This is a genomic window from Bacillus sp. NP247 (genome assembly GCF_018966865.1).
GTDB lineage: Bacteria > Bacillota > Bacilli > Bacillales > Bacillaceae_G > Bacillus_A.
The window spans coordinates 2,425,482-2,450,914 of sequence record NZ_CP076653.1 but is presented as its reverse complement, the minus strand read 5'-3'; the positions used below and the strand labels follow the sequence as shown (position 1 = coordinate 2,450,914).

At 31.3% G+C, this 25,433-nt stretch carries 23 protein-coding genes; all 23 read left to right on the top strand.

All coding sequences use genetic code 11. The features are described 5' to 3' along the window. The first annotated feature begins 188 nt into the window (after positions 1-188). The 23 genes from KPL75_RS12970 (at position 189) to KPL75_RS12860 (ending at position 25,377) form a co-directional block, all read left to right on the top strand. Positions 189-932, top strand: a complete 744-nt coding sequence (locus tag KPL75_RS12970; protein WP_219920926.1) for a YveK family protein — start codon at positions 189-191, stop codon at positions 930-932. Then, complete coding sequence (locus tag KPL75_RS12965; protein ID WP_002130032.1) at positions 922-1,626, top strand: CpsD/CapB family tyrosine-protein kinase; 705 nt, start codon at positions 922-924, stop codon at positions 1,624-1,626. Before KPL75_RS12970 ends, KPL75_RS12965 begins: the two co-directional genes overlap by 11 nt. Positions 1,627-1,736: 110 nt before the next feature. Continuing rightward, positions 1,737-2,504 carry a tyrosine-protein phosphatase gene (locus KPL75_RS12960; protein ID WP_219920925.1) on the top strand — a complete coding sequence of 256 codons (768 nt, stop codon included), beginning with the start codon at positions 1,737-1,739 and terminating at the stop codon, positions 2,502-2,504. A gap of 246 nt (positions 2,505-2,750) precedes the next feature. Next, a complete protein-coding gene (bpsC, locus tag KPL75_RS12955; RefSeq protein WP_219920924.1) occupies positions 2,751-3,632 on the top strand; it encodes a UTP--glucose-1-phosphate uridylyltransferase BpsC in 882 nt (293 codons plus the stop codon). Positions 3,633-3,651: 19 nt separating this feature from the next. Next, entirely contained in the window at positions 3,652-4,332 is a 681-nt protein-coding gene (locus KPL75_RS12950) for a sugar transferase (protein WP_219920923.1), read from the top strand. A gap of 30 nt (positions 4,333-4,362) precedes the next feature. Beyond that, positions 4,363-5,604 carry a UDP-N-acetyl-D-mannosamine dehydrogenase gene (gene wecC, locus KPL75_RS12945; protein WP_219920922.1) on the top strand — a complete coding sequence of 414 codons (1,242 nt, stop codon included), beginning with the start codon at positions 4,363-4,365 and terminating at the stop codon, positions 5,602-5,604. 26 nt (positions 5,605-5,630) lie between these two features. Continuing rightward, positions 5,631-7,601 carry an alginate lyase family protein gene (locus tag KPL75_RS12940; RefSeq protein WP_219920921.1) on the top strand — a complete coding sequence of 657 codons (1,971 nt, stop codon included), beginning with the start codon at positions 5,631-5,633 and terminating at the stop codon, positions 7,599-7,601. A gap of 13 nt (positions 7,602-7,614) precedes the next feature. Continuing rightward, positions 7,615-9,003: a phenylacetate--CoA ligase family protein gene (locus KPL75_RS12935; RefSeq protein ID WP_219920920.1), complete on the top strand. Its 1,389-nt coding sequence runs from the start codon at positions 7,615-7,617 to the stop codon at positions 9,001-9,003. Between the two features lie 57 nt (positions 9,004-9,060). Then, the gene (locus KPL75_RS12930; protein ID WP_258237030.1) at positions 9,061-10,140 is read left to right on the top strand and encodes a glycosyltransferase family 4 protein; all 1,080 of its coding nucleotides are present in this window, start codon (positions 9,061-9,063) and stop codon (positions 10,138-10,140) included. Between the two features lie 235 nt (positions 10,141-10,375). Continuing rightward, entirely contained in the window at positions 10,376-11,443 is a 1,068-nt protein-coding gene (locus KPL75_RS12925) for a GNAT family N-acetyltransferase (protein WP_219920919.1), read from the top strand. 58 nt (positions 11,444-11,501) lie between these two features. Continuing rightward, positions 11,502-12,131, top strand: coding sequence for a GNAT family N-acetyltransferase (locus KPL75_RS12920; protein WP_258237043.1), 630 nt, complete (start codon positions 11,502-11,504; stop codon positions 12,129-12,131). Positions 12,132-12,275: 144 nt separating this feature from the next. Then, positions 12,276-13,733: a lipopolysaccharide biosynthesis protein gene (locus KPL75_RS12915; RefSeq protein WP_219920917.1), complete on the top strand. Its 1,458-nt coding sequence runs from the start codon at positions 12,276-12,278 to the stop codon at positions 13,731-13,733. 129 nt (positions 13,734-13,862) lie between these two features. After that, positions 13,863-15,068, top strand: coding sequence for a hypothetical protein (locus tag KPL75_RS12910; RefSeq protein WP_219920916.1), 1,206 nt, complete (start codon positions 13,863-13,865; stop codon positions 15,066-15,068). A gap of 11 nt (positions 15,069-15,079) precedes the next feature. Beyond that, positions 15,080-16,273, top strand: a complete 1,194-nt coding sequence (locus KPL75_RS12905) for an O-antigen ligase family protein (RefSeq protein ID WP_219920915.1) — start codon at positions 15,080-15,082, stop codon at positions 16,271-16,273. Positions 16,274-16,347: 74 nt separating this feature from the next. Further along, positions 16,348-17,637: a glycosyltransferase family protein gene (locus KPL75_RS12900; RefSeq protein WP_219920914.1), complete on the top strand. Its 1,290-nt coding sequence runs from the start codon at positions 16,348-16,350 to the stop codon at positions 17,635-17,637. Positions 17,638-17,673: 36 nt separating this feature from the next. Next, complete coding sequence (locus KPL75_RS12895; RefSeq protein WP_219920913.1) at positions 17,674-18,390, top strand: acyltransferase; 717 nt, start codon at positions 17,674-17,676, stop codon at positions 18,388-18,390. Further along, positions 18,387-19,778 carry a glycosyltransferase gene (locus KPL75_RS12890; protein ID WP_219920912.1) on the top strand — a complete coding sequence of 464 codons (1,392 nt, stop codon included), beginning with the start codon at positions 18,387-18,389 and terminating at the stop codon, positions 19,776-19,778. Before KPL75_RS12895 ends, KPL75_RS12890 begins: the two co-directional genes overlap by 4 nt. Next, the gene (gene cps2T, locus KPL75_RS12885) at positions 19,779-20,936 is read left to right on the top strand and encodes a beta 1-4 rhamnosyltransferase Cps2T (protein ID WP_219920911.1); all 1,158 of its coding nucleotides are present in this window, start codon (positions 19,779-19,781) and stop codon (positions 20,934-20,936) included. It abuts the gene before it with no gap. Positions 20,937-21,012: 76 nt separating this feature from the next. Then, positions 21,013-21,906 carry a glucose-1-phosphate thymidylyltransferase RfbA gene (gene rfbA, locus KPL75_RS12880; protein ID WP_219920910.1) on the top strand — a complete coding sequence of 298 codons (894 nt, stop codon included), beginning with the start codon at positions 21,013-21,015 and terminating at the stop codon, positions 21,904-21,906. A 13-nt stretch (positions 21,907-21,919) separates the two neighbouring features. After that, on the top strand, positions 21,920-22,477 hold the full coding sequence (gene rfbC / locus KPL75_RS12875) for a dTDP-4-dehydrorhamnose 3,5-epimerase (RefSeq protein WP_219920909.1): 558 nt from the start codon (positions 21,920-21,922) through the stop codon (positions 22,475-22,477). An 11-nt stretch (positions 22,478-22,488) separates the two neighbouring features. Next, on the top strand, positions 22,489-23,508 hold the full coding sequence (gene rfbB, locus KPL75_RS12870; RefSeq protein WP_219920908.1) for a dTDP-glucose 4,6-dehydratase: 1,020 nt from the start codon (positions 22,489-22,491) through the stop codon (positions 23,506-23,508). Positions 23,509-23,511: 3 nt separating this feature from the next. After that, the gene (gene rfbD, locus KPL75_RS12865) at positions 23,512-24,351 is read left to right on the top strand and encodes a dTDP-4-dehydrorhamnose reductase (RefSeq protein ID WP_219920907.1); all 840 of its coding nucleotides are present in this window, start codon (positions 23,512-23,514) and stop codon (positions 24,349-24,351) included. A 111-nt stretch (positions 24,352-24,462) separates the two neighbouring features. Beyond that, on the top strand, positions 24,463-25,377 hold the full coding sequence (locus tag KPL75_RS12860) for a polyisoprenyl-teichoic acid--peptidoglycan teichoic acid transferase TagU (protein ID WP_219920906.1): 915 nt from the start codon (positions 24,463-24,465) through the stop codon (positions 25,375-25,377). Positions 25,378-25,433 lie beyond the last annotated feature (56 nt).

Genomic DNA, 25,433 nt, shown 5'->3' with positions numbered 1-25,433 from the left:
TATAAAAAAAATGATATAATGGGAATTTTGTAAAATTGATGGAATGTGTTGTCATATTTAAGATTATTTTGTAAGATTATATATGTTTTCAAATAACAAAAGAACATAGATATGACTAAAATAAAAAAATGTAAGATTATATGTTATAATTTTTCTTATGTGCAAATTTTAGAAAGTTGGAGGGACTTATGGAAGAAACAATTAGTTTAAAAGAGTTATTTTATATTTTAAAAAAACGTTTAGCAATGATCCTCGTAATCGCCTTTGGTGCAGCTATTGTAAGTGCTATCATTAGCTTCTTCTTCATGACACCAATCTACCAATCTTCAACGCAAATTCTTGTGAATCAGAAGAAACAAGAAGGGGCAGCAATTCAGTATAATGAGGTACAAACGAATATTCAATTAACGAATACATATAAGGTTATTATTAAAAGTCCAGTAATCTTAGATCAAGTGAAAGAAAAGCTAGGTTTAAATATAACAGTACAAGAGCTAAACAATAAAATTGAAGTAGCTAATGAGAAAGACTCACAAGTAGTGGCGGTAACTGCGCAAGATAAAGACCCAAAACTAGCTCGTGATATTGCTAATACAACTGCAGAAGTGTTTCAAGGTGAAGTTGCTAAAATTATGAGTGTTGATAACGTAACAGTATTATCAAAAGCAGAAGTTGCAGAAAATCTATCTCCAATTAAGCCACGTCCAATGTTAAATGTAGCAATTGCTTTCATTGTTGGTTTAATGGCTTCAATTGGTCTTGCATTCTTACTAGAATACTTAGATAACACAGTGAAAAAGGAAGAAGATGTAGAGAACTTACTTGGCTTGCCGGTGTTAGGTATTGTCGCTCGTATGGATGAAGAAACATTGAACGTGAAATCGCACGCTCCATCATCAAGAAAAGTGAGGGGACAAACAATTGGCTCTTAATAGTTTATTTAAAAAGAAACAAAATCATCGTCAACGTCGTCAATTAATTGCTCATCAACAACCGAAATCACCAATTTCAGAACAATATCGTAATATTCGAACGAATATCGAATTTGCATCTGTTGATACAAATTTACATTCGTTAATGGTAACGTCTGCTAACCCAAGTGAAGGGAAAACGACGACAACAGCGAATATGGCGGTCGTGTTCGCCCAACAAGGAAAGAAAGTATTATTAATTGATGCAGATATGCGTAAACCAGCGATGCATCAAATGTTCCAAGTTGATAATATTTTCGGATTAACGAATGTATTATCACTTAGTGAACGGTTAGAGAAGTGTGTACAAACGACATTAGTTGATAATTTACACTTTTTAGCGTGTGGTCCAATCCCACCAAATCCGGCGGAATTGTTAGGTTCGAAATCGATGAAAGAACTTCTTGGGCAAGCATATAGCATGTACGATTTAGTCATCTTTGATTTACCGCCGATTTTAGCTGTAACAGACGCGCAAATTATGGCGAATGTATGTGATGCATCTATTCTTGTCGTTCGTAGTGAATCGACAGAAAAGGAAACTGCGGTAAAAGCAAAAGGATTGTTAGAATCAGCAAAAGGTAAATTGTTAGGCGTTGTTCTAAACGATCGTGAACGTGAACAAGGCTTATATTATTACTACGGTGCAAACTAATTCAAAAGTGAGATATGGTAGAAACATATCTCCTTTTTTCCTTTGAATATGAGATAACTCGTATTCAAGGGAAAAAAGATTTTTTATATGAGAGAGGGAGGATGAAACAAATGATTGATTTACATTGTCACATTTTACCTGGCATCGATGACGGTGCACAAACAGTAACAGATAGTCTGGCCATGGCACAAAAGGCTGTCCAAGAAGGAATACATACAATCGTCGCAACACCACACCATCAAAATGGAAAATATACAAATGAACGTACTTCAATTATTCATCAAGTAAAACAACTAAATGATGAACTACAACAAAATGAAATTCCACTAAAAATTTTACCGGGGCAAGAGGTCAGGTTATATGGTGATTTATTAGAAGACTATGAAGCTGGTAAAATCGTTACCTTAAACGAAACAAACAAATACATATTCATTGAATTTCCATCTAATCATGTACCTCGTTATGCCGAACAACTATTATATGAACTACGTGTAAAAGGAATGATCCCAATTATCGTTCATCCAGAGCGTAATGCCGAGTTAATCGAGCGGCCAGATAAGTTATACAATCTTGTAAGTAAAGGTGCATTCACACAAGTAACAGCAGGTAGCTTGCTGGGAAATTTCGGCAAAAAGATAAAAAAATTCTCACTACAACTCGTTGAACATAATTTAACGCATATGATCGCATCAGATGCACATAACACAACATCAAGAGGATTTCATCTAGCGGAAAGCTACGAATTAATCGGAAAAGAATTCGGAATGAACGTTATGAGTGATTTAAAAGAAAATCCGTATTTATTAATTAGCGGAAAAGCAATTTATAAAGAAGATCCAGAACTAATTCGTCGTAAAAAATTGTTCGGGATTTTCTAAATAAGGAACTGGTGATGTCTCCTAACCGTTATCAACGGGGGCACTCGGTTGTGCTGTGGGTAGAAATTATATTTCAACCTACCTTAGACGCTTGTCGTCGGGAGTATGACGTGAGGATGGGTTAGATGCCCATAAATTTATTTATAATAGAAACTCTACCTATGGAGTTATAACTATGACTCTATAGGTAGGGTTTTTGTTATTGTTACATATAGATAAAACAATGTTTTTTTGGGGGGACTAGATTTGAAAAAAGTAAGAAAAGCAATTATACCCGCTGCTGGTCTTGGGACAAGGTTTTTACCAGCAACGAAAGCAATGCCGAAAGAAATGTTACCTATCGTCGATAAACCAACAATTCAATACATAGTAGAAGAAGCGATAGAATCAGGAATTGAAGATATTATTATAGTAACTGGAAAAGGAAAACGTGCGATTGAAGACCATTTCGATCACTCTTTCGAACTAGAGCAAAACTTACTCGAAAAGGGAAAGCATGAAGTACTTGAAAAGGTACAAGCTTCTTCAAAAATTAACATTCATTACATAAGACAGAAAGAGCCACAGGGACTTGGACATGCGGTATGGTGTGCACGTAAATTTATTGGAAATGAGCCATTTGCGGTATTACTTGGTGATGATATTGTACAAGCAGAAACACCGTGTTTACGTCAATTAATGGATCAATATGAAGGAACGCAATCATCTGTAATTGGTGTTCAAACAGTACCAGAAAATGAAACACATCGTTATGGGATTATTGATCCAGTTGAACAAAATGATCGTCGTTATCAAGTACGACAATTTGTTGAAAAACCAGCTCAAGGTACAGCGCCATCTAATTTAGCGATTATGGGACGTTACGTATTAACACCAGAAATTTTTATGTTCCTTGAGAACCAACAAACAGGTGCTGGTGGAGAGATTCAGTTAACAGATGCGATCCAACGATTAAATGAAATTCAACGAGTGTTTGCTTATGATTTTGAAGGAGTTCGTTATGATGTTGGAGAGAAGTTTGGGTTTATTAAGACTACGATTGAGATGGCTCTTCAAAATGAAGAACTGAAAGAAGAGTTGATGAGTTATATGAATGAACTTGTACAAAAAGAAAATGTACATGTATAAAAAGTGAGGTGGGATAGCAGTGGCCTTAATGAAAGTATCAGAGGAAACTGTAAAGAAACAAGAATTACTTGCTGCTGAAGAGGTAAATCAAAAATGGTTGTATTTATTTATGAAACGCTTAATGGATGTAGTAGGGGCATTATGTGGTCTTATTTTCCTTTCACCTGTTTTTCTTATCGTTGCACTACTCATTAAGTTAGAAGATCCAAAAGGTCCAATCTTATTCAAGCAAACCCGAGTGGGGAAAAATGAACAAGAATTTGGTATGTATAAATTCCGTTCTATGATCACTGATGCGGAAGAGAAGTTGAAGGATTTATTACAACATAATGAAGTATCTGGTGCAATGTTTAAAATGAAAGATGATCCTCGGGTTACAAAAATCGGTAAATTCATTCGTAAAACAAGTATTGATGAGTTACCACAGTTATTGAATGTGTTAAAAGGTGAAATGAGTTTAGTGGGGCCGCGTCCACCACTTCCAAGGGAAGTAAAGGAATATACAGCGTATGATAAGCAGCGTTTACTTGTTATCCCAGGATGTGCGGGGCTTTGGCAAGTAACGGAGAGAAATAGTGTTGGATTCAAAGAAATGGTTGAACTAGATTTAGAATATATAAACAAACGAAGCGTACTCTATGATTTGAAAATCATCTTTAAAACGATCCGAATTATGGTTAAGTCTAATGGAGCATCATAGTAGCTAATTCATAGAAAAGAGGTTGAAAAAATGGATAAGAAGATTTGTGTAATGGGTCTGGGATATATTGGGTTACCAACTGCTAGTTTACTAGCAACTAAAGGATTTCAAGTACATGGTGTTGATGTAAATGAAAATGCGGTTGAAATGATTAATAGTGGAAAAGTACATATTTATGAACCGGATTTGGATATTTTAGTAAAAGCAGCGGTGCAAAGTGGGAAATTAAAGGCATCATTGCAGCCTGAAGAAGCAGATATTTTCATTTTGGCAGTGCCAACGCCATTTAAAGATGGACATAAACCAGATTTAGCATATGTAGAGGCTGCTGCGAAAACAATTGCTCCTGTTATAAAAAATGGGGATATTATTATTCTTGAATCTACAAGTCCAATTGGTACAACTGAAAAGGTTGCGGAATGGATTTTAGAAGAACGATCAGATTTAACAACTTCTGAGGAAATGCATAGTGAAAAGGGTAGAATTTATGTGTCGCATTGTCCAGAACGTGTATTACCAGGGCATATCTTAAAGGAACTAGTAGAAAATGATCGTATTATCGGTGGATTGGATAAAGAATCTACCAAGCGTACAGTGGAATTTTATAAACAATTTGTAAAAGGAAAAATTCTTGATACGAATGCAAGAACAGCTGAGATGGCAAAATTGACTGAGAATTCCTTCCGTGATGTAAATATTGCCTTTGCAAACGAACTATCGTTAATATGTGATAAGTTAAATATTAATGTTTGGGAATTAATCCGTCTTGCAAACCGTCATCCGCGTGTGAATATCTTACAACCAGGGCCAGGTGTTGGTGGTCATTGTATCGCTGTAGATCCTTGGTTTATTGTAGATGCTGCTCCAGAAGAAGCAAAATTAATTCACACTGCAAGAAATGTTAATGACTATAAACCGATGTATGTTGTTGAGAAGGTAAAAGAGAAGGCAGATCGTTTTAAAAATCCAGTAATTGCTTGTTTAGGATTAGCATTTAAAGCAAATATTGATGATCTACGTGAAAGTCCTGCCTTAGAAATTGTTAAACATTTAGCGGTATCTAGTGTAGGAGAAGTTATTGCAGTAGAGCCACATGTAAATGAATTACCAGTGTCTCTTCAAGAAAAAGGAATTTCACTTCTTTCGATTGAAGAGGCTGTAGCTAAATCAGATATTATTTTAGTATTAGTTGATCACGAAGTTTTTAGTTCCATTGACTTTGATCAATTAAAAGAGAAAGTTGTTATTGATACAAAAGGATTTATTAAATAATTTATAAACTGTTTTGGAGGGCAAGAATGTCAAGCTTCTTACAGAAGATATACAAATTAAAGGGAAAACCAGTTCATATAATTGCTCGCAAGGTAGCTCAAAAATCATATGATGCAATATATTATAAGGGACGTAAAATAATTGTTTCGAGGAATTTAATTGATTTAGAGGAAGAAGTCTTTAAAGACTTTCAACCACTATGTAACTTTTTATTTAAAACGAAAGAGAAATTAGATTATGTAAATAAATTAAAAAAATTAGATGTGGAAGCAGAAACTATTAGGGATGCAGATAAAATATATAATCATGTTTTTAATTTATTAGGTTCTGGAGATGTCCAATTAGGTAAAAAAATACCATGGAACAAGGATTTTAAAACAGGATTTGTTTGGGAAAATCAATTTTATAAAGATATAAAAATAGTTGATTTAAGTAATAATGCTGATGTGAAAATTCCGTGGGAATTATCTAGATTCCAACATATTCCTACCATAGGCAAGGCATACTGGATAACTAAAGATGAGAAATATGCAAGAGAATTTAAAGAACAATTATTAGATTGGATAGAGAAGAATCCTATTGAAATGTCTGTAAACTGGGCATGTACGATGGATGTAGCAATACGGGCGGTAAATTGGATTATAGGTTATTATTTCTTTAAGGACTCTATAGAAATAAACGAAGAGTTTTGGATGAAATTCCATAAAAATCTTTATCTCCATGGAAAGTTTATTTATAAAAATTTGGAGAATAAAGGTGATTATACTGGGAATCATTATTTGTCTGATATTATAGGATTAATTTGGATAGGCATATACTTTGGGGATTTTAAAGTTTCAGGTATATGGAATGAAAATAATCCTAAACGTTGGCTAGAGTATGGTTTTAAAGAGTTGGAGAAAGAAATGTATGTTCAAGTAAATGAAGATGGAACAAATTATGAAGCCTCCACATCGTATCATAGACTAGTCACAGAACTATTTTTAATGACAACTATTTTATGTACCAAAAATAATATTAATTTTTCTACCGGATATTTAAAACGTTTAGAAAAGATGTGTGAATTCATTATGCATCTTACACAACCTAATGGTAGAAGTCCGCTAATTGGCGATGCGGATGATGGAAGGTTAATTATTTTTTCTAAGTATGGCTCATGGATTAAAAATGATTTTAGACATTTATTAGCTATTAGCGGAGAATATTTTAATCGGGAAGACTTTAGATACTATGGATCTTCTTATAAAGAGGAGGCCTTGTGGTTAATTGGGGAATGGAATAATAATGAGGTTATGCCAATATTAAGTTCCAATTCTTTTGAAAATGGAGGGTATTATATTCTTCGAAATGAAAGAGCATATTGCTGTATTCGTTGCGGGGAAAATTCCTTTAGGGGTGAAGGAGTACACAGTCATAATGATCAATTAAGTTTTACTCTAAATATAGACGGGGAAGATATTTTTATTGATCCAGGTGCTTTTATTTATACTGGGGATTATAAAATGCGTAACCTATTTAGAAGTACAGCTATGCATAATACATTGGAAATCCCTAATTATGAACAGAATGATTTTGACGTTAAAAATTTATTTTATATGAAAGAGCAAACATTTTCAGAGTGTATAGAAACTCATACTAATAAATTTGTTGGTCAACATCAAGGGTATTTAAAGAAGTGTGGTGTCATACATAAAAGAAGCTTTTTATTAGAGAGAAATAATATGTATATTAAAGATGAATTACTTGGGAAGAGGAACCAGCTTTCTTATAAAATAAATTTAATATTGGATCCTGTATCCTCATTAAGATATACAGCAAATGAAATATATATTAGTAAAAATAATCTCAATATAAATATTAATTTTAATGAGGATGTAGCTATAAAAATAGAAGATATATATGTTTCCAGTAGCTATGGTATAAAGAGAAAAAGTAAAAAAATTATTGTGGAACACTGTGGAAATTTTTTAGAAACGTCTATAACGTTTGCTAATTAAAAGGATGATCAGTTTGAAACGTATATTAAAAAAATTACCAAAAGAGGTACTTCAACCTATTAAGTATTTTCGGGATTTAATTCCTGACTATTATAGATATGGAAAAGTATTTAGAAGTATTTATGAAGAATTGGAAATTTGTGAGAAAATGAAAGAAGAAAAACAACGAGAGTACCAACTTGAACAATTACAAAAACTATTAAAATACGCATATGAAAATGTTGAATATTATAAGAATGTATTTGATGAAAGAGGATTAAAACCAGAAGAAATTAAGACTCATCAAGATTTAAAAAAATTACCCTATTTAACAAAGGATATTATAAAGGAAAACTTTAATGATTTAATTTCTAAAAAAATTAGTCAAAAAGATCTTTTATATTTAACTACAGGAGGTTCCTCAGGAACACCATTAGGCTTTTATGAAAATAAGCAGATTGCAGGTCCAGGAGAATGGGCGTTCGTTACTCATCTATGGAAACGGGTGGGGTATGATGTAAGAAAAAGAAATCGTTTTGTTATATTAAGGGGCAATAGTGTAAAAAGGGATATTGCTGAATATGATGGTGGAAATCTTATCTTATCATCATATGATTTAACTGAGGAAAATATAGAGCGTTACATTAGATTAATAGAAAAGTTTAATCCTGATTTTATTCAGGCATATCCTTCTTCAATTGATATTTTATCGAAATTTCTGTTAGAAAAGGGTAAAAGAGTAAAAGTTAATAATTTAAAAGCTATATTATGTTCTTCTGAGAAATTATATGATTTTCAGAGAACAAATATAGAAGCAGCTTTTAAAGTAAGAGTATTTAGCTTTTATGGACATACGGAGCATTGTTGTATAGCCGGAGAGTGTGAAAAAAGTGATTATTATCATATTCAAAGTGAATATGGTGTAGTTGAATTAATTAATGAACAAGGTAAATACGCTACGGAAGAAAATGAAAGAGGCGAAATTATAGCTACTAACTTAAATAACTATGTGATGCCCTTTATACGATATAAAACAGGAGATATTGCAATTAATACCAAGACTAATTGTAGTTGTGGAAGAAGTTATAAATTAATAAAGGGTCTTGAGGGAAGGGAACTGGAACAAATCATCACTTATAGCGGTGCGAAGGTATCCTTAACGGCCCTTATTTTTGCACAGCATTTTTATGCTTTTAGCAAGATAAAATCTATGCAGCTGGAGCAATTTGAAAAAGGAAAAGTTATTGTGAAGATAGTTGAGCAGCAAAGATTAAATGAAGAGGATAAGTTAGAAATAATAAATAAAATGCGTAAAGCAACCAGTGACACATTGGATGTGGAGATAGAGATTACTGATAATATCGAAAGAACTAAAAGAGGTAAGCATAAGTTTCTTATACAGCATCTTGATTTACAAAAATAGAATTTAAAAAATGATGTAGATTTAAGGGTGAAAGTGTAATAGAGAGAGGGAGTATACTTGAAAAAAATTAATATTATAGGTCCATATCCTCCACCTATGGGGGGTATTTCTGTTCATATTAAAAGAATGAAAGCATATTTGGAAAGTAAGGATATACAGTGTATCGTTTATGATGAGTTCAAACAAGAAGATTTGAATAGGAATATATATGCTATCAAGAAATATAAAATGTTCCTTTTTAAAATTCCCTTTCTAAAAGGAAATATTATTCACTTTCATTCTTTGGATAAACGTTTAAGAATGTTACTAGGATTATATAAGATTTTGGGTAAAAATATTATTCTTACTGTACATGGTCAAAGCTTAGTTGACCAAATTAATAGCTCTGGAACTATAGTGAGGCATTTATTAATTAATAGCCTGAAAAAAATTGATAAGATAATATGTGTAAACGAAATAAATACAAAGGAATTAATTGATTTAGGATTTGATAAAGAAAAAATAATTACTCTTTCTGCGTATATCAATCCTATAGAATTAAAAGAAGACTATGAGAAAATACCATCAAATATTCAGGAGTTTATTGGAAGTAAAGACTTTATAATTTGCGCTAATGGATGCGTTAGGTTTTATAATGGACAAGATTTATATGGTATTGATTTATTGATAGATTTGGTTAAAGAGCTAGCTTTAAATGGAAGGCATGTTAAATTACTATTTGCTGTGCTAGACGTTCAAGGGCAAAATCAAGATGAGAAAAATTATTATGAAGAATTGAAGAGAAGAATTAACGAATATGGTCTAGATAATCAAATTCTGTTATTTGAAGTGAAAGATACAGAGTTTTATCCAATAGTTAAAAGGAGTAAGCTGTTTATAAGGCCAACCAATGTGGATGGGTTTGGAGTTTCCATTGCTGAAGCAATCTATTACGGAATTCCTGCAATTGCAAGTAATGTTTGCAAGAGACCAGATGGAACAATAATTTTTAAATCAAGAGACCATCAAGATTTATATAAAACGGCAAGTGATGTTATGGAAAATTATGAGAAATATAGAAAAAGTATTGAAAATATAAGTGTGGATAATAATGGTGAGAATTTATTAAGAATATATAAGCAAATAAATATAACTTAATATATAAAGTGCATATTCCAAACATCAAAATAAATGTGTTTTTTCTAGTTTAAGAATTCTAATGATAAGTTATGTCAACTTCTTTAAGTGTTGGTTTGTTTGCCATCAAGCTTTTAAAAAAAGTTTTTTTGATTGTATGGTTGTTTTTAATCATAGCTAAATTTGAAATCGAATTATGTTCTTGTGTGGGATTTATATAAAGGAACCAATAAATATGATGCGCGTGGAGGTTTAAATGTATCAGATCTATGTTTGTAATACGCTAGAAGCTATACGTAGTAAAAAAAGTGAGTGGATTAAATTTGAAAATGAAGCAAAGCATAGAAATATAACGTCTTCTTTTGTTTGGATTGAAAATTTTATCAATGTTTTTTACAAGAGAGAGGATAATCAATTTGGTTATGATAAGAAAATAATGGTTATTTTCTTATATAAAAATTCAAAATTAGTAGCAATAGCACCATTTATGAAAGTAACACGTAAAAAGTATGGTGTTAAATTAAGTTTGATAGAATTTATAGGACAACAGTGGGCTGGAACTTTTATTGATATTATAGGTAGAGATATAAAAGAACAAGATTTAGAGCAAATTTTTAATTATTTATATGAAAATGAAAAATTTGATTTGCTACAATTGAGCTATATACCACAATCTACAAAGAATTTTAATTTAAATAGTGAGAATATATCTGTTTTATCAGGTTGCCCGTATTTATCTATTAACAAATATGATAATTTTGAAGAATATCGAGATAAAGTTTATTCGAAGAAATTAAAGCAAAATATTAGAACAGCTTTTAATAAGATGGGCAAGCAACAGTTAGAGTATAATTCTGTTATAAAAAAGCTAAGCGAGGAAGATTTTAATGATATTATTAGAATCTCAAAGACAAAGTTAGAAGATGAAAAGGGTTGTATTTATCTGGATAAGGATAAACGAGATTTTGTAAAAACTATTAGTAACTGTCTGAATAGCGAAGTTGTATTTTGTAGTATAAATGAGAAAAATGTAGCTTATAGATTAAACTTTTTCTTTAATAATATAAAATTCTGCTTTGACGCATCTTATGATCGAGAATTTAGAGGATTAGAATTGGGTACTATTTCAGTAGAACAAAGTATTAGGGACAGTTTTAATAAAGGAATTAAATTACATTCTGAAGGTACTGGTACTGATTTTTATAAGTTGAAATTTATGAAAGATATTGAAGAAATATATACTTATACCCAAAAAGGAAATACGTTGTTTAGTTTTATTTATTATAAAAGACATTTAATAAGACAAAAAAGTAAAATGAATTAAATATGGTATACGAAGTATGAAAGAACCCTAATAAGGAAAAGAGTGAAAGTAATAGGTGATGGAATTATTTAGTAAGATCAAAAATAAGGGTGTACGAGGTACATTTAGAAGCATAAAAGAAAAAATTCTTACCATCTCTCATGGTTATCAATTAGATTTAACCAAGTATAATTCTACTAGTGGTAAGGAAGTTTATCCATATCGACTATTGCGTATGAATATAGCACATCTTACTAGTGTCAAAAATCTATATAGCGATGAATTAAGTGATAATAAATATAAAATTTTGGAAGAACGCATTCTCCATAGTCAGGTGCATTTACCGTATGTTGTGGAAGATGAAGAGGGAAATATATGTGGTTATTTTCATATTGCCCATGGTGAAACAAGAGATGGAACTATAAATAGTAATATTAAAGTTAATGAAGGCTCAATTTATTTATTTGATGACTATACTTTTATCGACAAACGAGGTAAGGGAGTTCATAAATTTTCAGTCTTATCTCGGTTAGAGTTGGCAAAGGAACTAAAGTGTTCAATTGCTATAGTAAATATATTAAGTAATAACATGTACTCGAAGCGGACGTATATATCAATAGGATTTAATAAATGTATTTCTTACTATTATATCCATTTTTCTAAGTTTAGAAAAACTATTTCGAAAAATTCACATGTAGCTAACGTATAGATAATTCGGCATTGTAATTTTAATAGGTTGTACAATTAAAAAGTATATTTTAAAAAATTAAATAATAAGGACTCGATTTAATCAGGCAATAGATATGAATGGTTTTTTATAATTAAACAGATAACTGGGGATTAGTGAATAAATATGAATATGGACAATAAAAAGGTAGCATCCAATGGATTAATCTATGTGGTTTTTGCAATTTTAACCCAAGTAATAAATATGCTACTTATTCCTTTATATACCAAAAACTTAGCCCAAGCAGAATATGGGAAATATGAATTGTTAAATACAATCCAACAACTATTGTCATTAGCAATTACACTTGAAGTATACTCTGGGATGAAAAGATTTTTTAATGATGTTAAAAATAAGTATCACTTAAAAAATACGGCTTTAAATTTTTCGCTTCTATGGGGAGGCATTTTTTTTATAATTGTATACTTTGTAAGCCCATTTATTTCAAAATATGTCTTTAATGGAGATCCTCAGGTAGCTTTATATCTAAGGATGATGGTGATTAGTTCCGTTTTAACATGCTTAATTTCTATATACTCTAGTTTTTATGCAATGGAATTTAAAGCTTTTAAATCAGCAATTATACAGTTAGTTATTCTAGTATTAACTTTGTTATTTGCTTCTTATTTTGTTGGAGTAATAAGAGAAGGGATTATTGGTATATTAAAAGCTGTTTTACTTTCGAATTTAATAGTGTTTATTGTTTTGTTTATTTTAAATTTAAAACATTACAGGCCTAAAATCCAGAAGCATTATTTAAAAAAAATGCTTCATTATGGAGGAGGGATGCTACTCGGACAAGTATCAGCATGGATATTAAATTTAGTTGACCGTTTTTTTATAAAAGGTATGGTTGGCTATTCAGCAGTGGCGATGTATTCAATAGCTTATAAAATAGGAATGTTAATAAATCCTGTTTTTATTACACCATTTGCACAAATTTTTACATCTTTTAAGTTCAAAGTTTATAAGGAAACTAACGGTAAAGAAAAAATACAAAAAATGTTTCATTGGTATAATATTATAGGGTGTTTTTGTATCTTCGGATTAGCCATTTTCGGTAAGATAGCTATAAGTATTTTAGCTACTGATGAATATCTAAGTGCCTATAAGATTATCCCACTAATCACGATTTCATATTTTGTGTGGGGAGTGGGGCAGTTTTATTCTTTAGGGTTACATATTGCTAATAAAATGCTATTAAATTCAGTTATCGTTGTAATTACCGCCATTATAAATATAGTATTAAATATTTTGCTCGTCCCTAAATTAGGTATTAATGGTGCTGCACTTGCAACAATTATTGCCTATTTAATAGCAAACATTCTTTATTATTATTTTAGTGAAAAATATTATAGTTTAGGTCTAGGGCTATGGTACCCATATAGATATTTTATTATATTTCTTTTGCTATATGGAGTTTATATAACTTTAATATCTCCTATAGGAAATTTATATGCCGAATTTTGTTTAGACATACTATTATGTTTAGTATATGTAGTGTTATTAATTTTATTTAGATTCATTACTGTAAAAGAAATAAAAAGATTATTTGCCTCAATTGCCAATAGAAGGAAAAAGTGAGTTCACTAAAAAATATCCATAACTAAAATTCTAGAATTAAATGTATGTAAATGTAGGTATTAAAAAATGGTACTAACAAGTATTGCGGTTTTGGGAGTAGAATCAAACCTTTATTGAGGAGAAAATGTTATGAATATCAGTATATGTAAGTGGTTTAATGATGCAGATTCCCCAGTTTTATTTATGATAGATGATCTAGCAAATGTATGGGTAGATACTACTAATAATGGAAAACTGGAGTTAGGGGAAGATTGGGGTTATTGGAAGAATGAAGATAATTCTTCTTTTCGATTTTTAAATGAAGACATACTCTCTTTTTTTCCAAACGTGAAGGTTACCTTTTTTGTTCCTGTGGGTATTAGAGTAGGAATGATTGAAAACCCTAAAATACCTTCTGTTTCAAATTTTATAAATTGCGATGAAGAGACTAAAAAATTTTTTAGAGAAATTCATCAAAATCCTAAGTTTGAGCTTACATATCATGGGACGACCCATGGTAAAGTGGGAATAACCAATAATGACTTTAAACAAGAATGGGAATTATTTGAAAGTGTGGAAGAAGCAGTTGCAACAATTGAATATGGTAACGAGATTTTTAAGGATACCACAGGAGAGTATGCTAAGGGTGGGAAGTATTGTGGATATGCAAGTAATCAATATTCAGATGACAGTATAGACAAAGCAGGTTTTTCTTGGTGGTGCAGGTTTTGGAACAAGGGGCTTGAGGAAGAATCAAACTGTGCCATAGGTGGGCAAGACTTTAATCCGTTAACAAATTATGATATTAAATACTTTGGGAAAAATAAAGTAGTAGACATTCCTTCGACTGTAAATGGGGCATTAATGAATGATTTGTTAAAGAAAGAGATTGAATCGTTTAAAGATCTAATAAAAAAAGCTCTTAAAGGAAGTCTAATAAAAAAAAGAATGAAAACAGTAGATTACTTATTAGAAAATAAATTGGTAATCAGTATTCAAGAACATATGGCTCCCTCTCGAGATGACGGTAGAAGACAAGCGCCAAATATCATTGATGATAAATATAGCCTGTTGCATCTGTTTAATTATTTGAAAACCAAGAATGTATGGTATTGTACGGGTAGTGAATTGGCTGATTACGTTAAATTAAGGGATGATTGTGAAATTAGATTGATTAATAAAAATCAGTTCAGTATTAAATCAAAAATATATAACAATAACCAAAGAATATCCATATCATTTGGTGGACAGTACATTAAAAAGATACGCTTTCCTAATGGAGAGTTGATTAATGTTAAAAATACTTATGCAAATGTATTAATTTTAGAAGGCATATATACTATAGAGCGGGAGTAAAAGGAGAAAAAATGTACGGAGTGATTTTAAAATTATTGTATTTTTTTACTTTTGGATTAATAGCTTATAAACAAATTGGTGATAATGAACAATCAGTGTTATCCATTTCAACCATTATTTGTTGTATATACATTGTAGTGTTTTTCATGAATTTAGTTGTTAAAAAGAAAAAAGTTTCTTTTACTTTTTTAGAGAATGCTTTGATTTATTTAGTGATTTTATATGTTGTTTATACTCTGATTAATGCTTTATACATTAATCAATCAGCCTTAATACAATTGTTAATTGATAATATTCCTTATATTACACTTGTATTGTTAATGATAGATTTTAAAAGGTATGAGCAACTGCCGGGAGAAATTTTTCGATTTATGACAATTATACTTAGTAGCTGTTTAGCACTAGCTTTAATTATGTTTATAATGGGGTATAGTAAACTGGAAATTTCTTTATCATCTTTAAATTTTATACCTTCTTTAGATTATTACTATATGTTTGGAGAAAACAGACTATCTTGGTTCATGACTCATAAGGTTAGGTTCGCCTTCTTTTGCTTAATAGCAATTATGTTTATTTTTTATAATAAAAATTCAAATAGAACTTTAAGATTGGTTTTTATTATAATTGGTTTGGTAGATATGTATCTTTCTAATTCTATGACAACCCTTGCTGTAACAATGATACTATTCATATTTTTAATCGATTTTAAAAATGTGAATCGTTATATTAAATTTATATTATTAATAATAGGTACAGTATTTTTAATAATATTAGTAAAAGAATTTCTTGATGTTTTATTGGAAAAGAGGGATCTTTTAACATTTGGAGGAAGACGCTATATATGGGAAGCTGCTATAGAATTTATTGCTAACCATCCTTTTGGGGTAGTAACCATTTCTAAAGAATATGTTTTAACGACTCACTATTATGGAAGTGAGGTTTTTAGTAATGCTCATAATTTGTTTTTAAATGAATTTATGAAGCACGGTATTATAGGAGGAGTGCTATTTATATGTATATTTTTAACAATAGTTCTGCGGATTTTAAAATGTAATAAAAAAATGATAGGATTTATTGTCGCTTTATTAATCAGTTGCATGATGGATGTAATTTTTAATAGGGAGATGTTACCTATATTTTTATTTGCATTACCTGTAATATTTTATGCTGAACAATTTCAATCCAATAATTCAATAAAGAAATAAAAAGTAACTTAAAGAATTTTATTATAGAATGTTAATTTTTTATGATTAGATATAAGGGGAGTGAAAATAGTCTCATGAAAGTTTTATTTATTGCAACACAACTCCCTCCTTTTATTGGTTCAGGGAATGTACGAGCATTGAATTATATAAATTATTTGAGTCGTTTAGGAAATAAAATAGATGTAATTGCAATTCAATATCCCAAAGATTCTATAGCATATGATCAGAATTTAGAAAACGTATTTGATGAAGATGTAAGAGTTCATAGAATACCACCAGGGTTATTATACAATTTCTCTTATACTAAAAAATCAAGTAGTACTGTGAGTGAACTAAATAACAATAATAAATTCAAATTAAAAAAGAAAATAGGTGCGTTTGTAAAACGAAATATTCTAATTCCAGATCCGTTCGTACAGTGGATAAATCCAGCTTATAAAAAAGCATTATCTTTAATAGAGGATAATGGAATGTATGATTGTATTTTTTCTATGCATGAAACACCTTCTAGTCATGTTGTTGCATATAAAATTAAGAAGCGGTTCCCAAATATAAGATGGGTGGGATATTGGAGTGATCCGTGGAATGGTGATAGTTTAAGAAAAGGAAGGTCGGTTTTTAAAACATTTATTGAAGAGAAAATTGAAAAGAATATTATTAGTAGAGTGGATAAATTATTATTTACAACTAATGGTACACGTGAGATGTATGTTAATAAATACAAAATATATCCTGAAAATACAGAAATTGTATATCGTGGATATGATGAAAATTTGTACATTGATATAGAAAAAGAAGAGAAACCGTTAGAATTAAAAGGTGATAAAATTAATATTGTACACACGGGAACAATTTATAAAGAGTTACGTGATATAAATCCCTTATGTAATGCATTGGAAAAATTAAAAAATGAAAACTATGATATGTTTAAGAAAATACATGTTATTTTCATAGGACAATTTACAGATGCTCAAGATGAGATTAAATTAAGAAAAATAGAAAATGTCACCGTAAAATCACTTATGCCTTACAAAGAAGCGTTAAAGTATGTTGTGTATGCGGATGTTTTGTTGTTATATGGAAATAAGAATAGTACACAAGTACCTGGGAAAGTATACGAATATCTAGGTAGTAAAGCAGCTGTGTTAACTATTTTAGGAGATAAGATGGACGAGTTAAAGGATACGATGGATGTAGTTAAAAAAGGTCCTATTATTTTAAATGAAGAAAATTATATATATGATGCCATGAAACAAATTTATAATGCAATGGTTTTAGGTCAAGAGAAGTGGCACCAACCAGCAATAGATTATAAATGGATTAACGTTGCTAGAGATTTGGAAAGGAAAATTCTAAATCAATAAATTATTCTGTGGGCATTTAAAAAGGATTGAATAGATATGATTGTATTTTTAAATTTTGTCATTAGTAAATTAAAGAAAACGGAATATAAACTAGATAGTAGCATTAGAACTACTAATTTTATAGGTATACTATTTTCTAGATTAATTAGTATATGGCGAGGTATCTATAAGCGAATAGGTCTAAAAAAGTGTGGCAAGATTTTTTTTGTGGGAAAAAGAGTTAGGATAAAGAATAGAAATGCAATTGAATTTGGGAATGGTATTACATTAGAAGAAGGTGTGTTTCTAGATGGTTTATCTAAAGAAGGACTTCACATTGGAGATAATGTTAAAATTGGTTCGTATACTATAATTGCTTGTTCAGGGAGCCTAAAGAAATTAGGCAAAGGTGCGAGAATAGGCAAGAATAGTGGCATTGGTGATTTTAGCTTTTTTGGAGCGGCCGGAGGTATTGAAATAGGTAGTAATGTAATTATGGGACAGAATGTCAGATTTCATTCGGAGAATCATAATTTTGATAGAACGGATATTCCAATCAAAGAACAAGGTGTTACTAATAAAGGAATAATTGTAGGCGATGATTGCTGGATAGGATCGGGAGCAGTTTTTTTAGATGGCGTGGAAGTTGGGAGCGGCTGTGTTATAGGCGCTAATACCCTAGTTAATAAAAATATTCCCCCATATAGTGTTGCCGTAGGAAATCCAGTGAGAATAGTAAAAAGTCGTCTTGAAATGAAGGAGAAAACAAAGTGAAAATATTGCATATCTCACTGGGATTACCACCGTATCGTACAGGCGGTTTAACAAAGTACTCAGTGGATTTAATGCTTCAACAATCTAGTGAGTATAAAGTATTTCTCTTATATCCTGGGAAAATTACTGTTTCAAAAAAAGTAGCTATTAAAAAGAATAAATCGTATGGAAACATAGGGGTTTACGAATTAGTAAACCCTTTACCTATTTCCTTGTTAAATGGTATTAATCAACCACAACTATTTATGAAAAAAGTGGATAAGAAAATTTATGAAGAGTATTTAAAGCAAATAAGTCCAGATGTAATTCACGTGCATACTTTGATGGGAATACATAAAGAGTTTTTTGAAGTAGCAAAGGACCTATCTATAAAGCTAGTATTCACTACGCATGATTATTTTGGTCTTTGTCCCAAGGTTAATTTTATGGATACGGAAGGAAATATTTGCGAAGATTTCAATTCTGGTCGTAATTGTCTATCGTGTAATATTAATGCTCTTAGTTCTCCGATGATTTATGTTATGCAATCATATCCATATAGATATTTAAAGGATAGTAGTATTGTGAAATCACTAAGGAAATTTAAAAAAAAGCAAGTTAAAAAGAGTGTAGAAGTATCTAGTATACCGGAAAAGGTAACAAAATTAGATAATAATCTAGCTATTCAATATGTAGAATTACGCAAGTATTATTTAGAAGTGTTTGCATTAATAGACTATTTCCATTTTAATAGTTCTGTTGCAAAAGAGCAGTTCGAAAGCTTTTTAGATGTAAAAGGAAAAGTGATTTCCATTAGTCATAAAGATATTTATGATCACCGTCAAGAGCGTTTATATAGAACGGAGAAGAGCTCGATTTTAAGATTTGGCTATCTGGGCCCTGTAGACGTATATAAAGGTTTTTATGCTTTAAAAGATACATTGGATTGCTTGAAGGAAAATGGATATGAAAATTGGCATTTAAATGTATATGGTGATTTTTTAAATGATCCAGAAACCTATAATCCAAAGAATTATACTTTTCATGGGCGATATGAGTACAGTCAATTAAAAGAAATGTTTAATGGAATTGATTTGTTAATTGTTCCGAGCATTTGGAAAGAAACATTTGGATTTATTGGCCTAGAAGCCCAATCTTATGGTGTTCCTATCATGGTTTCTGAACATGTCGGATTTAAGGATTTAATAGAAGATGGAGAAACTGGGTTTATTTATAAGGCGGATGGAAATGACTTTGCGAATAAATTGTCTTTAATATTGGACAATCCTTCGGTATTAGAGAAAATAAATGAAAATATATTAAAAGTGAAATTCCCTTACATTATGGAACAACATACGAATGAAATAATAAGCCTATATCAAGAGGTAAGAGCAGGAGTAGAAGAATAAATGAAGCATGTATTTATTATCGGATCGAAAGGAATTCCAGCAAAGTATGGTGGATTCGAAACATTTGTAGAATACTTAACAGCTCGAAAACAAAGTGAAGAGATTCAATATCAAGTATCTTGTCTAGCTAATAATAATGATGAGTTCAAGCATAATGATGCAAGATGTTTTAATGTGAAAACACCTGAAATCGGTAGTGCTAAAGCAGTAGCGTACGATATTTTAAGTTTAAAAGAGTGCATCCGTTATATTAAAAAAAATAACCTTACAAATTGCATTGTCTACGTGCTTGCTTGTCGTATTGGTCCATTCTTTTCTTTCTATAAAACTAAACTAGAAAAAATGGGTGTAAAGGTATTTGTAAATCCAGATGGACATGAATGGAAAAGAAGTAAATGGAGTCCTGCTATCAGAACATATTGGAAAATATCTGAGAAGTTAATGGTTAAAAATGCAGATTTATTAGTATGTGATTCTAAAGGAATTGAGTCATATATTAAAACAGATTATAAAAAGTTCAGCCCTAAGACGACATTTATTGCTTATGGTGCGGATGTTACATCATCATCTTTAAAAGACGATGATGTAAAATTAAATGAATGGTATAAGAAACATGATATAAATGCTAATGAATATTATTTAGTAGTTGGTCGTTTCGTTCCAGAGAACAACTATGAGCTAATGGTTCGTGAATTTATGAAGTCAGATTCTAAGAAAGACTTTGTGATTATTTCTAACGTTGAACAAAATCAATTTTATCAAGATTTATTAGCAACGACGAATTTTGATAAGGATCCTCGTGTTAAGTTTGTTGGAACTGTATATGACCAAGAATTATTGAAGAAAGTTCGTGAAAATGCATTTGCATATTTCCATGGGCATGAAGTGGGTGGAACGAATCCATCATTATTAGAAGCATTGGCTTCAACAAAATTAAATATGCTTTTAGATGTGGTGTTTAATAAAGAGGTTGGGGAAAATGGAGCTGTTTATTTCTCTAAAGAAAGTGGCTCTTTGGCTAACTTAATTCATGAAGTTGAGCGATATTCACAAGAGCAAATTAATGAATTGAGTAGTAAGGCGAAAGGTAGAATTATCCATGAATACTCATGGGAGAAAATTGTAAATGATTATGAATCTTTATTTTTAAAGTCATAACATAAATTAGAAGGGGGATGAATCTGGACAGATTTATTCCCTATTTCTATGATATAAAAAGGAGTGCGAGTAATTTATGAAAGGTATTATTCTAGCTGGGGGTAGTGGAACACGCTTATATCCACTAACACAAGCAGTATCAAAACAATTATTACCTGTATATGATAAACCAATGATTTACTATCCACTATCAGTATTAATGCTTGCGGGTATTCAAGAGATTTTAATTATCTCTACACCACAGGATACACCGCGTTTTAAAGAATTATTGGGAGATGGTTCACAGTTTGGAATAAAGCTCGAATATGCTGTGCAGTCTTCACCGGATGGTTTAGCTCAGGCATTCATTATTGGAGAAGATTTCATTGGTAATGACTCTGTAGCTCTCGTTCTTGGTGATAATTTATTCTATGGTCACGGTTTGACGAAACTATTACAAAGCGCTGTAGAACGTCAAGAAGGGGCAACTGTCTTTGGATATTATGTAAATGATCCAGAACGTTTTGGGGTTGTGGAGTTTGATGAAGATGGAAAGGTTATTTCTATTGAAGAGAAACCTCAAGAGCCAAAATCACATTATGCTGTAACAGGTTTATATTTCTATGATAATCGTGTTATAGAGATTGCAAAAAATATTAAACCATCATCTCGTGGTGAATTAGAAATTACCGACATAAATAAGGTCTATTTACAATTACAAGAGTTGCATGTTGAAATTCTTGGACGTGGCTTCTCTTGGTTAGACTCTGGTACGCACGAGTCATTACTAGAAGCATCTCAATTTATTGAAACAATTGAAAAACGTCAAAGTTTAAAAGTAGCTTGTTTAGAGGAGATAGCCTTTAGAAAAGGGTATATTACACGTGAGCAACTATTTGAATTAGCAGAGCCAATGAAAAAAAATCAATACGGTCAATATTTAATCCGATTGGCAGAACAAAGTAAACAAAAACAGCCAATTTATCAATAAAGGAGTACGTATAATGAATATTGTTGAAACTAAGATTCCTGATGTTGTTATTTTAGAACCTAAAGTATTTGGTGATCATCGTGGATATTTTATGGAAAGTTATAATAAAGATGTTTTTGATAAACTTGGTTTGGAGTATGAATTCATTCAGGATAATCAATCTTTATCAGTACCACCTGGAACATTACGTGGATTACATTTTCAGTTAAATCCTAAAGCGCAGACAAAGATAGTACGCTGTATTACAGGTGCCATTTATGATGTAGCTGTTGATATTCGTAAAGGCTCACCTACATATGGTCAGTGGGTTGGTGTTATTTTAAGTGAACATAATAAGCGTCAATTAGTTGTACCAAAAGGATTTGCACACGGATTTTGTACATTAGTACCAAATTCAACAGTGGCATACAAAGTAGATGAATACTATTCTCCTAACCATGATGCAGGTATTCTATGGAATGATCCAGCATTAGGAATAGATTGGCCAATAAGTGAACCAATTCTTTCAGAAAAAGATACTAAGCATCCACTATTAGAAGAAGCAGATATTAATTTTGTGTACGAGAAATAAGGAGGAATAACATGAAAGTATTAGTAACAGGTGGCGCAGGATTTATTGGGAGTAACTTTGTTCGATATATGGCGAAGAAGTATCCTAAATATAATATTGTAAATTTAGATGCGCTAACATATGCAGGGAATTTAGAGAATTTAAAAGATGTTGAAGAATTATCTAATTATAAATTTGTTAAAGGCGATATAGCAGATCGTCAGTTTATTAATCAATTATTTAAAGAAGAAAAATTTGATTATGTATTAAATTTTGCAGCAGAGTCACATGTGGATAGAAGTATTACAAACCCTGATATCTTTATTCAAACGAATATTCAAGGTACACAAGTATTACTGGATGCTGCTAAAAATGCAGAAGTAAAAAAATACTTGCAAGTTTCAACAGATGAGGTATACGGAACTTTAGGCGAAACAGGTTACTTTACGGAAGAAACACCTTTGGCATCAAATAGCCCCTATAGTTCAAGTAAAGCTGGTGCGGACTTATTAGTTCGTGCTTATCATGAAACATTTGGATTGCCTGTAAACATTACGCGTTGTTCAAATAATTATGGACCTTTCCATTTCCCAGAGAAGTTAATTCCTCTAATGATTATTAATGCATTGAGTGATAAGCAATTACCTGTATATGGCGATGGTTTAAATGTACGTGACTGGCTACATGTGGAAGACCATTGTCAAGCAATCGATTTAGTACTTCATAATGGAAAAAATGGTGAAGTGTACAATGTTGGTGGAAACAATGAACGTACAAATATTGAAATCGTAAAAACAATCTTGAAAGCATTGGATAAGCCAGAATCCCTAATTAAGTATGTTACAGATCGCCCAGGTCATGATCGTCGGTACGCAATTGATGCGACAAAACTTCGTGAAGAATTAGGTTGGTCACCAAAGTATAACTTTGATACAGGTATTGAACAAACTATTAAATGGTATTTAGAAAATCAAGATTGGTGGAAAAATATTATTTCTGGAGAATACCAAGAATACTTCAAGAATCAATATGCTAATAGATTAGAGGTATAAAATATGAAAGTATTGGTAACAGGAGCAAAAGGACAGTTAGGACAAGATGTATTAAGGTTATTAGAAGAGCAGACATGGGAAGTATTTGGGTTCGGCAGAGAAGAGTTAAATATCAAGGATGAAAAACAAGTAAGTGAAAAAGTATTATCAATTCAGCCGGATATTATTATTCATACAGCAGCATACACACAAGTTGATCAAGCTGAAAGCGATGAAGAAGCTGCTTTTAAAGTTAATGCTGAAGGAACGAAATATTTAGCACAAGCTGCTGAAGCAGTGGGGGCAAAGTTTTGTTATGTAAGTACTGATTACGTTTTTGATGGAACAAAAAATGAACCATATAAAGCGGATGATCAAACTAATCCTCAGACTGTATACGGTAAATCAAAATTAGTTGGAGAACAGTATACACAAGAGTATTGTTCAAAAAATTATATTGTTAGGACTTCTTGGGTATTTGGTTTATATGGTAATAATTTTGTGAAGACGATGCTACGTTTGGCAGAGGAGAAGAAAGAATTAGGGATTGTTCATGACCAAGTGGGTTCACCAACTTATACAACTGATTTAGCGAGATTTATTATTAATCTGGTACAAACTGATAAATATGGGATATATCATGGTTCTAATTCAGGGGTGTGTTCGTGGTATGAGTTTGCAAAAGAGATATTCGAGCAATCCAATATTGAAATAGTGGTCAATCCACTAACGACAGAAGACTTTCCAAGGCCTGCTGCACGCCCTAAATACTCAGTGCTGGACAAAGGGATGATTGAAGAAAATGGATTTGAATCGTTCCAAGATTGGAAGGAAGCTTTAAAAGATTTTCTCAAGAAGCTATAAGATAGTGGAAGAATCAGTGGTTTACAAATGATTTGTAAATCTGTATAGTTTTATGTGGAATAATAGTAAGTATAAGATTACTGAATTTGTTATTTGAAAGAAGGAAAAACGATGAAGAAAAAGATTCTATTTTGGATTCTAGGTATCATTGGTGTTCTTGTTATTGCTGGTGGTGTATATGCATATACTGTTTACTCTAATGTATCTAATACGTTAAATACAGTTCATAAGCCTTTGGATCGTGATAAGTCTGATAAACGAGATAAGAAAGTAGATGTTTCGGATAATAAACCTATATCTATTTTACTGATGGGTGTAGATCAGGAAGATAATGGAACAGGTAGATCAGATTCACTGATGTTATTTACCTTAAATCCAAAAACAAAGTCTATGAAAATTACGAGTATCCCACGAGATTCTTATACGGAGATTGTAGGGAAAGGAAAAAAAGATAAGATCAACCATGCTTATGCCTTTGGTGGCATTGATATGGCTGTAAAGACAGTAGAGAATTTTCTTAATGTACCAGTCGATCATTATATTGAAGTAAATATGGCTGGATTCAAAGATATTGTAGATGCTGTTGGCGGTGTTGATGTAAATAATGATTTAGAATTTACATCAAGAGAATCACATTTTGCTAAAGGAAATATTCATTTAAACGGTGAAACTGCATTAAAGTATACACGTATGCGTTACGAAGACCCACGCGGTGATTTCGGCCGTCAAATGCGCCAACGTCAAGTCATCCAAGCGGTAATTAAACAGGGTGCAAGTGTATCTTCTCTAGCAAGCTACGGTGACGTACTAAAAGCGATTGAGAAAAACGTAAAAACAAGTTTAACTCAAGATCAAATGTTTGATATTCAAAAGAACTATAAAGATTGCATGCAAAATAGTGAAGAAATCCAAATCCCAGGTGACGGCCACAAAGCAGCCGACGGTATTTGGTATTACTATGTTCCAGATGCAGCAAAACAAGATATAACGAACAAGTTAAGAGCACATCTTGAATTGACGAAGTAATATGTAATGACCCAACTCCTTTGGAAGGAGTTGGGTTTATTTATGCGTAGATTTAT

Bases quoted from the DNA above. Each gene is read 5' to 3' on its own strand.
- KPL75_RS12970 (WP_219920926.1), top strand. From the start codon at position 189: ATGGAAGAAACAATTAGTTTAAAAGAGTTATTTTATATTTTAAAAAAA.
- KPL75_RS12960 (WP_219920925.1), top strand. From the start codon at position 1,737: ATGATTGATTTACATTGTCACATTTTACCTGGCATCGATGACGGTGCA.
- wecC (WP_219920922.1), top strand. From the start codon at position 4,363: ATGGATAAGAAGATTTGTGTAATGGGTCTGGGATATATTGGGTTACCA.
- KPL75_RS12940 (WP_219920921.1), top strand. From the start codon at position 5,631: ATGTCAAGCTTCTTACAGAAGATATACAAATTAAAGGGAAAACCAGTT.
- KPL75_RS12925 (WP_219920919.1), top strand. From the start codon at position 10,376: ATGTATCAGATCTATGTTTGTAATACGCTAGAAGCTATACGTAGTAAA.
- KPL75_RS12920 (WP_258237043.1), top strand. From the start codon at position 11,502: ATGGAATTATTTAGTAAGATCAAAAATAAGGGTGTACGAGGTACATTT.
- KPL75_RS12915 (WP_219920917.1), top strand. From the start codon at position 12,276: ATGAATATGGACAATAAAAAGGTAGCATCCAATGGATTAATCTATGTG.
- KPL75_RS12910 (WP_219920916.1), top strand. From the start codon at position 13,863: ATGAATATCAGTATATGTAAGTGGTTTAATGATGCAGATTCCCCAGTT.
- KPL75_RS12905 (WP_219920915.1), top strand. From the start codon at position 15,080: ATGTACGGAGTGATTTTAAAATTATTGTATTTTTTTACTTTTGGATTA.
- KPL75_RS12900 (WP_219920914.1), top strand. From the start codon at position 16,348: ATGAAAGTTTTATTTATTGCAACACAACTCCCTCCTTTTATTGGTTCA.
- KPL75_RS12895 (WP_219920913.1), top strand. From the start codon at position 17,674: ATGATTGTATTTTTAAATTTTGTCATTAGTAAATTAAAGAAAACGGAA.
- cps2T (WP_219920911.1), top strand. From the start codon at position 19,779: ATGAAGCATGTATTTATTATCGGATCGAAAGGAATTCCAGCAAAGTAT.
- rfbA (WP_219920910.1), top strand. From the start codon at position 21,013: ATGAAAGGTATTATTCTAGCTGGGGGTAGTGGAACACGCTTATATCCA.
- rfbC (WP_219920909.1), top strand. From the start codon at position 21,920: ATGAATATTGTTGAAACTAAGATTCCTGATGTTGTTATTTTAGAACCT.
- rfbB (WP_219920908.1), top strand. From the start codon at position 22,489: ATGAAAGTATTAGTAACAGGTGGCGCAGGATTTATTGGGAGTAACTTT.
- rfbD (WP_219920907.1), top strand. From the start codon at position 23,512: ATGAAAGTATTGGTAACAGGAGCAAAAGGACAGTTAGGACAAGATGTA.
- KPL75_RS12860 (WP_219920906.1), top strand. From the start codon at position 24,463: ATGAAGAAAAAGATTCTATTTTGGATTCTAGGTATCATTGGTGTTCTT.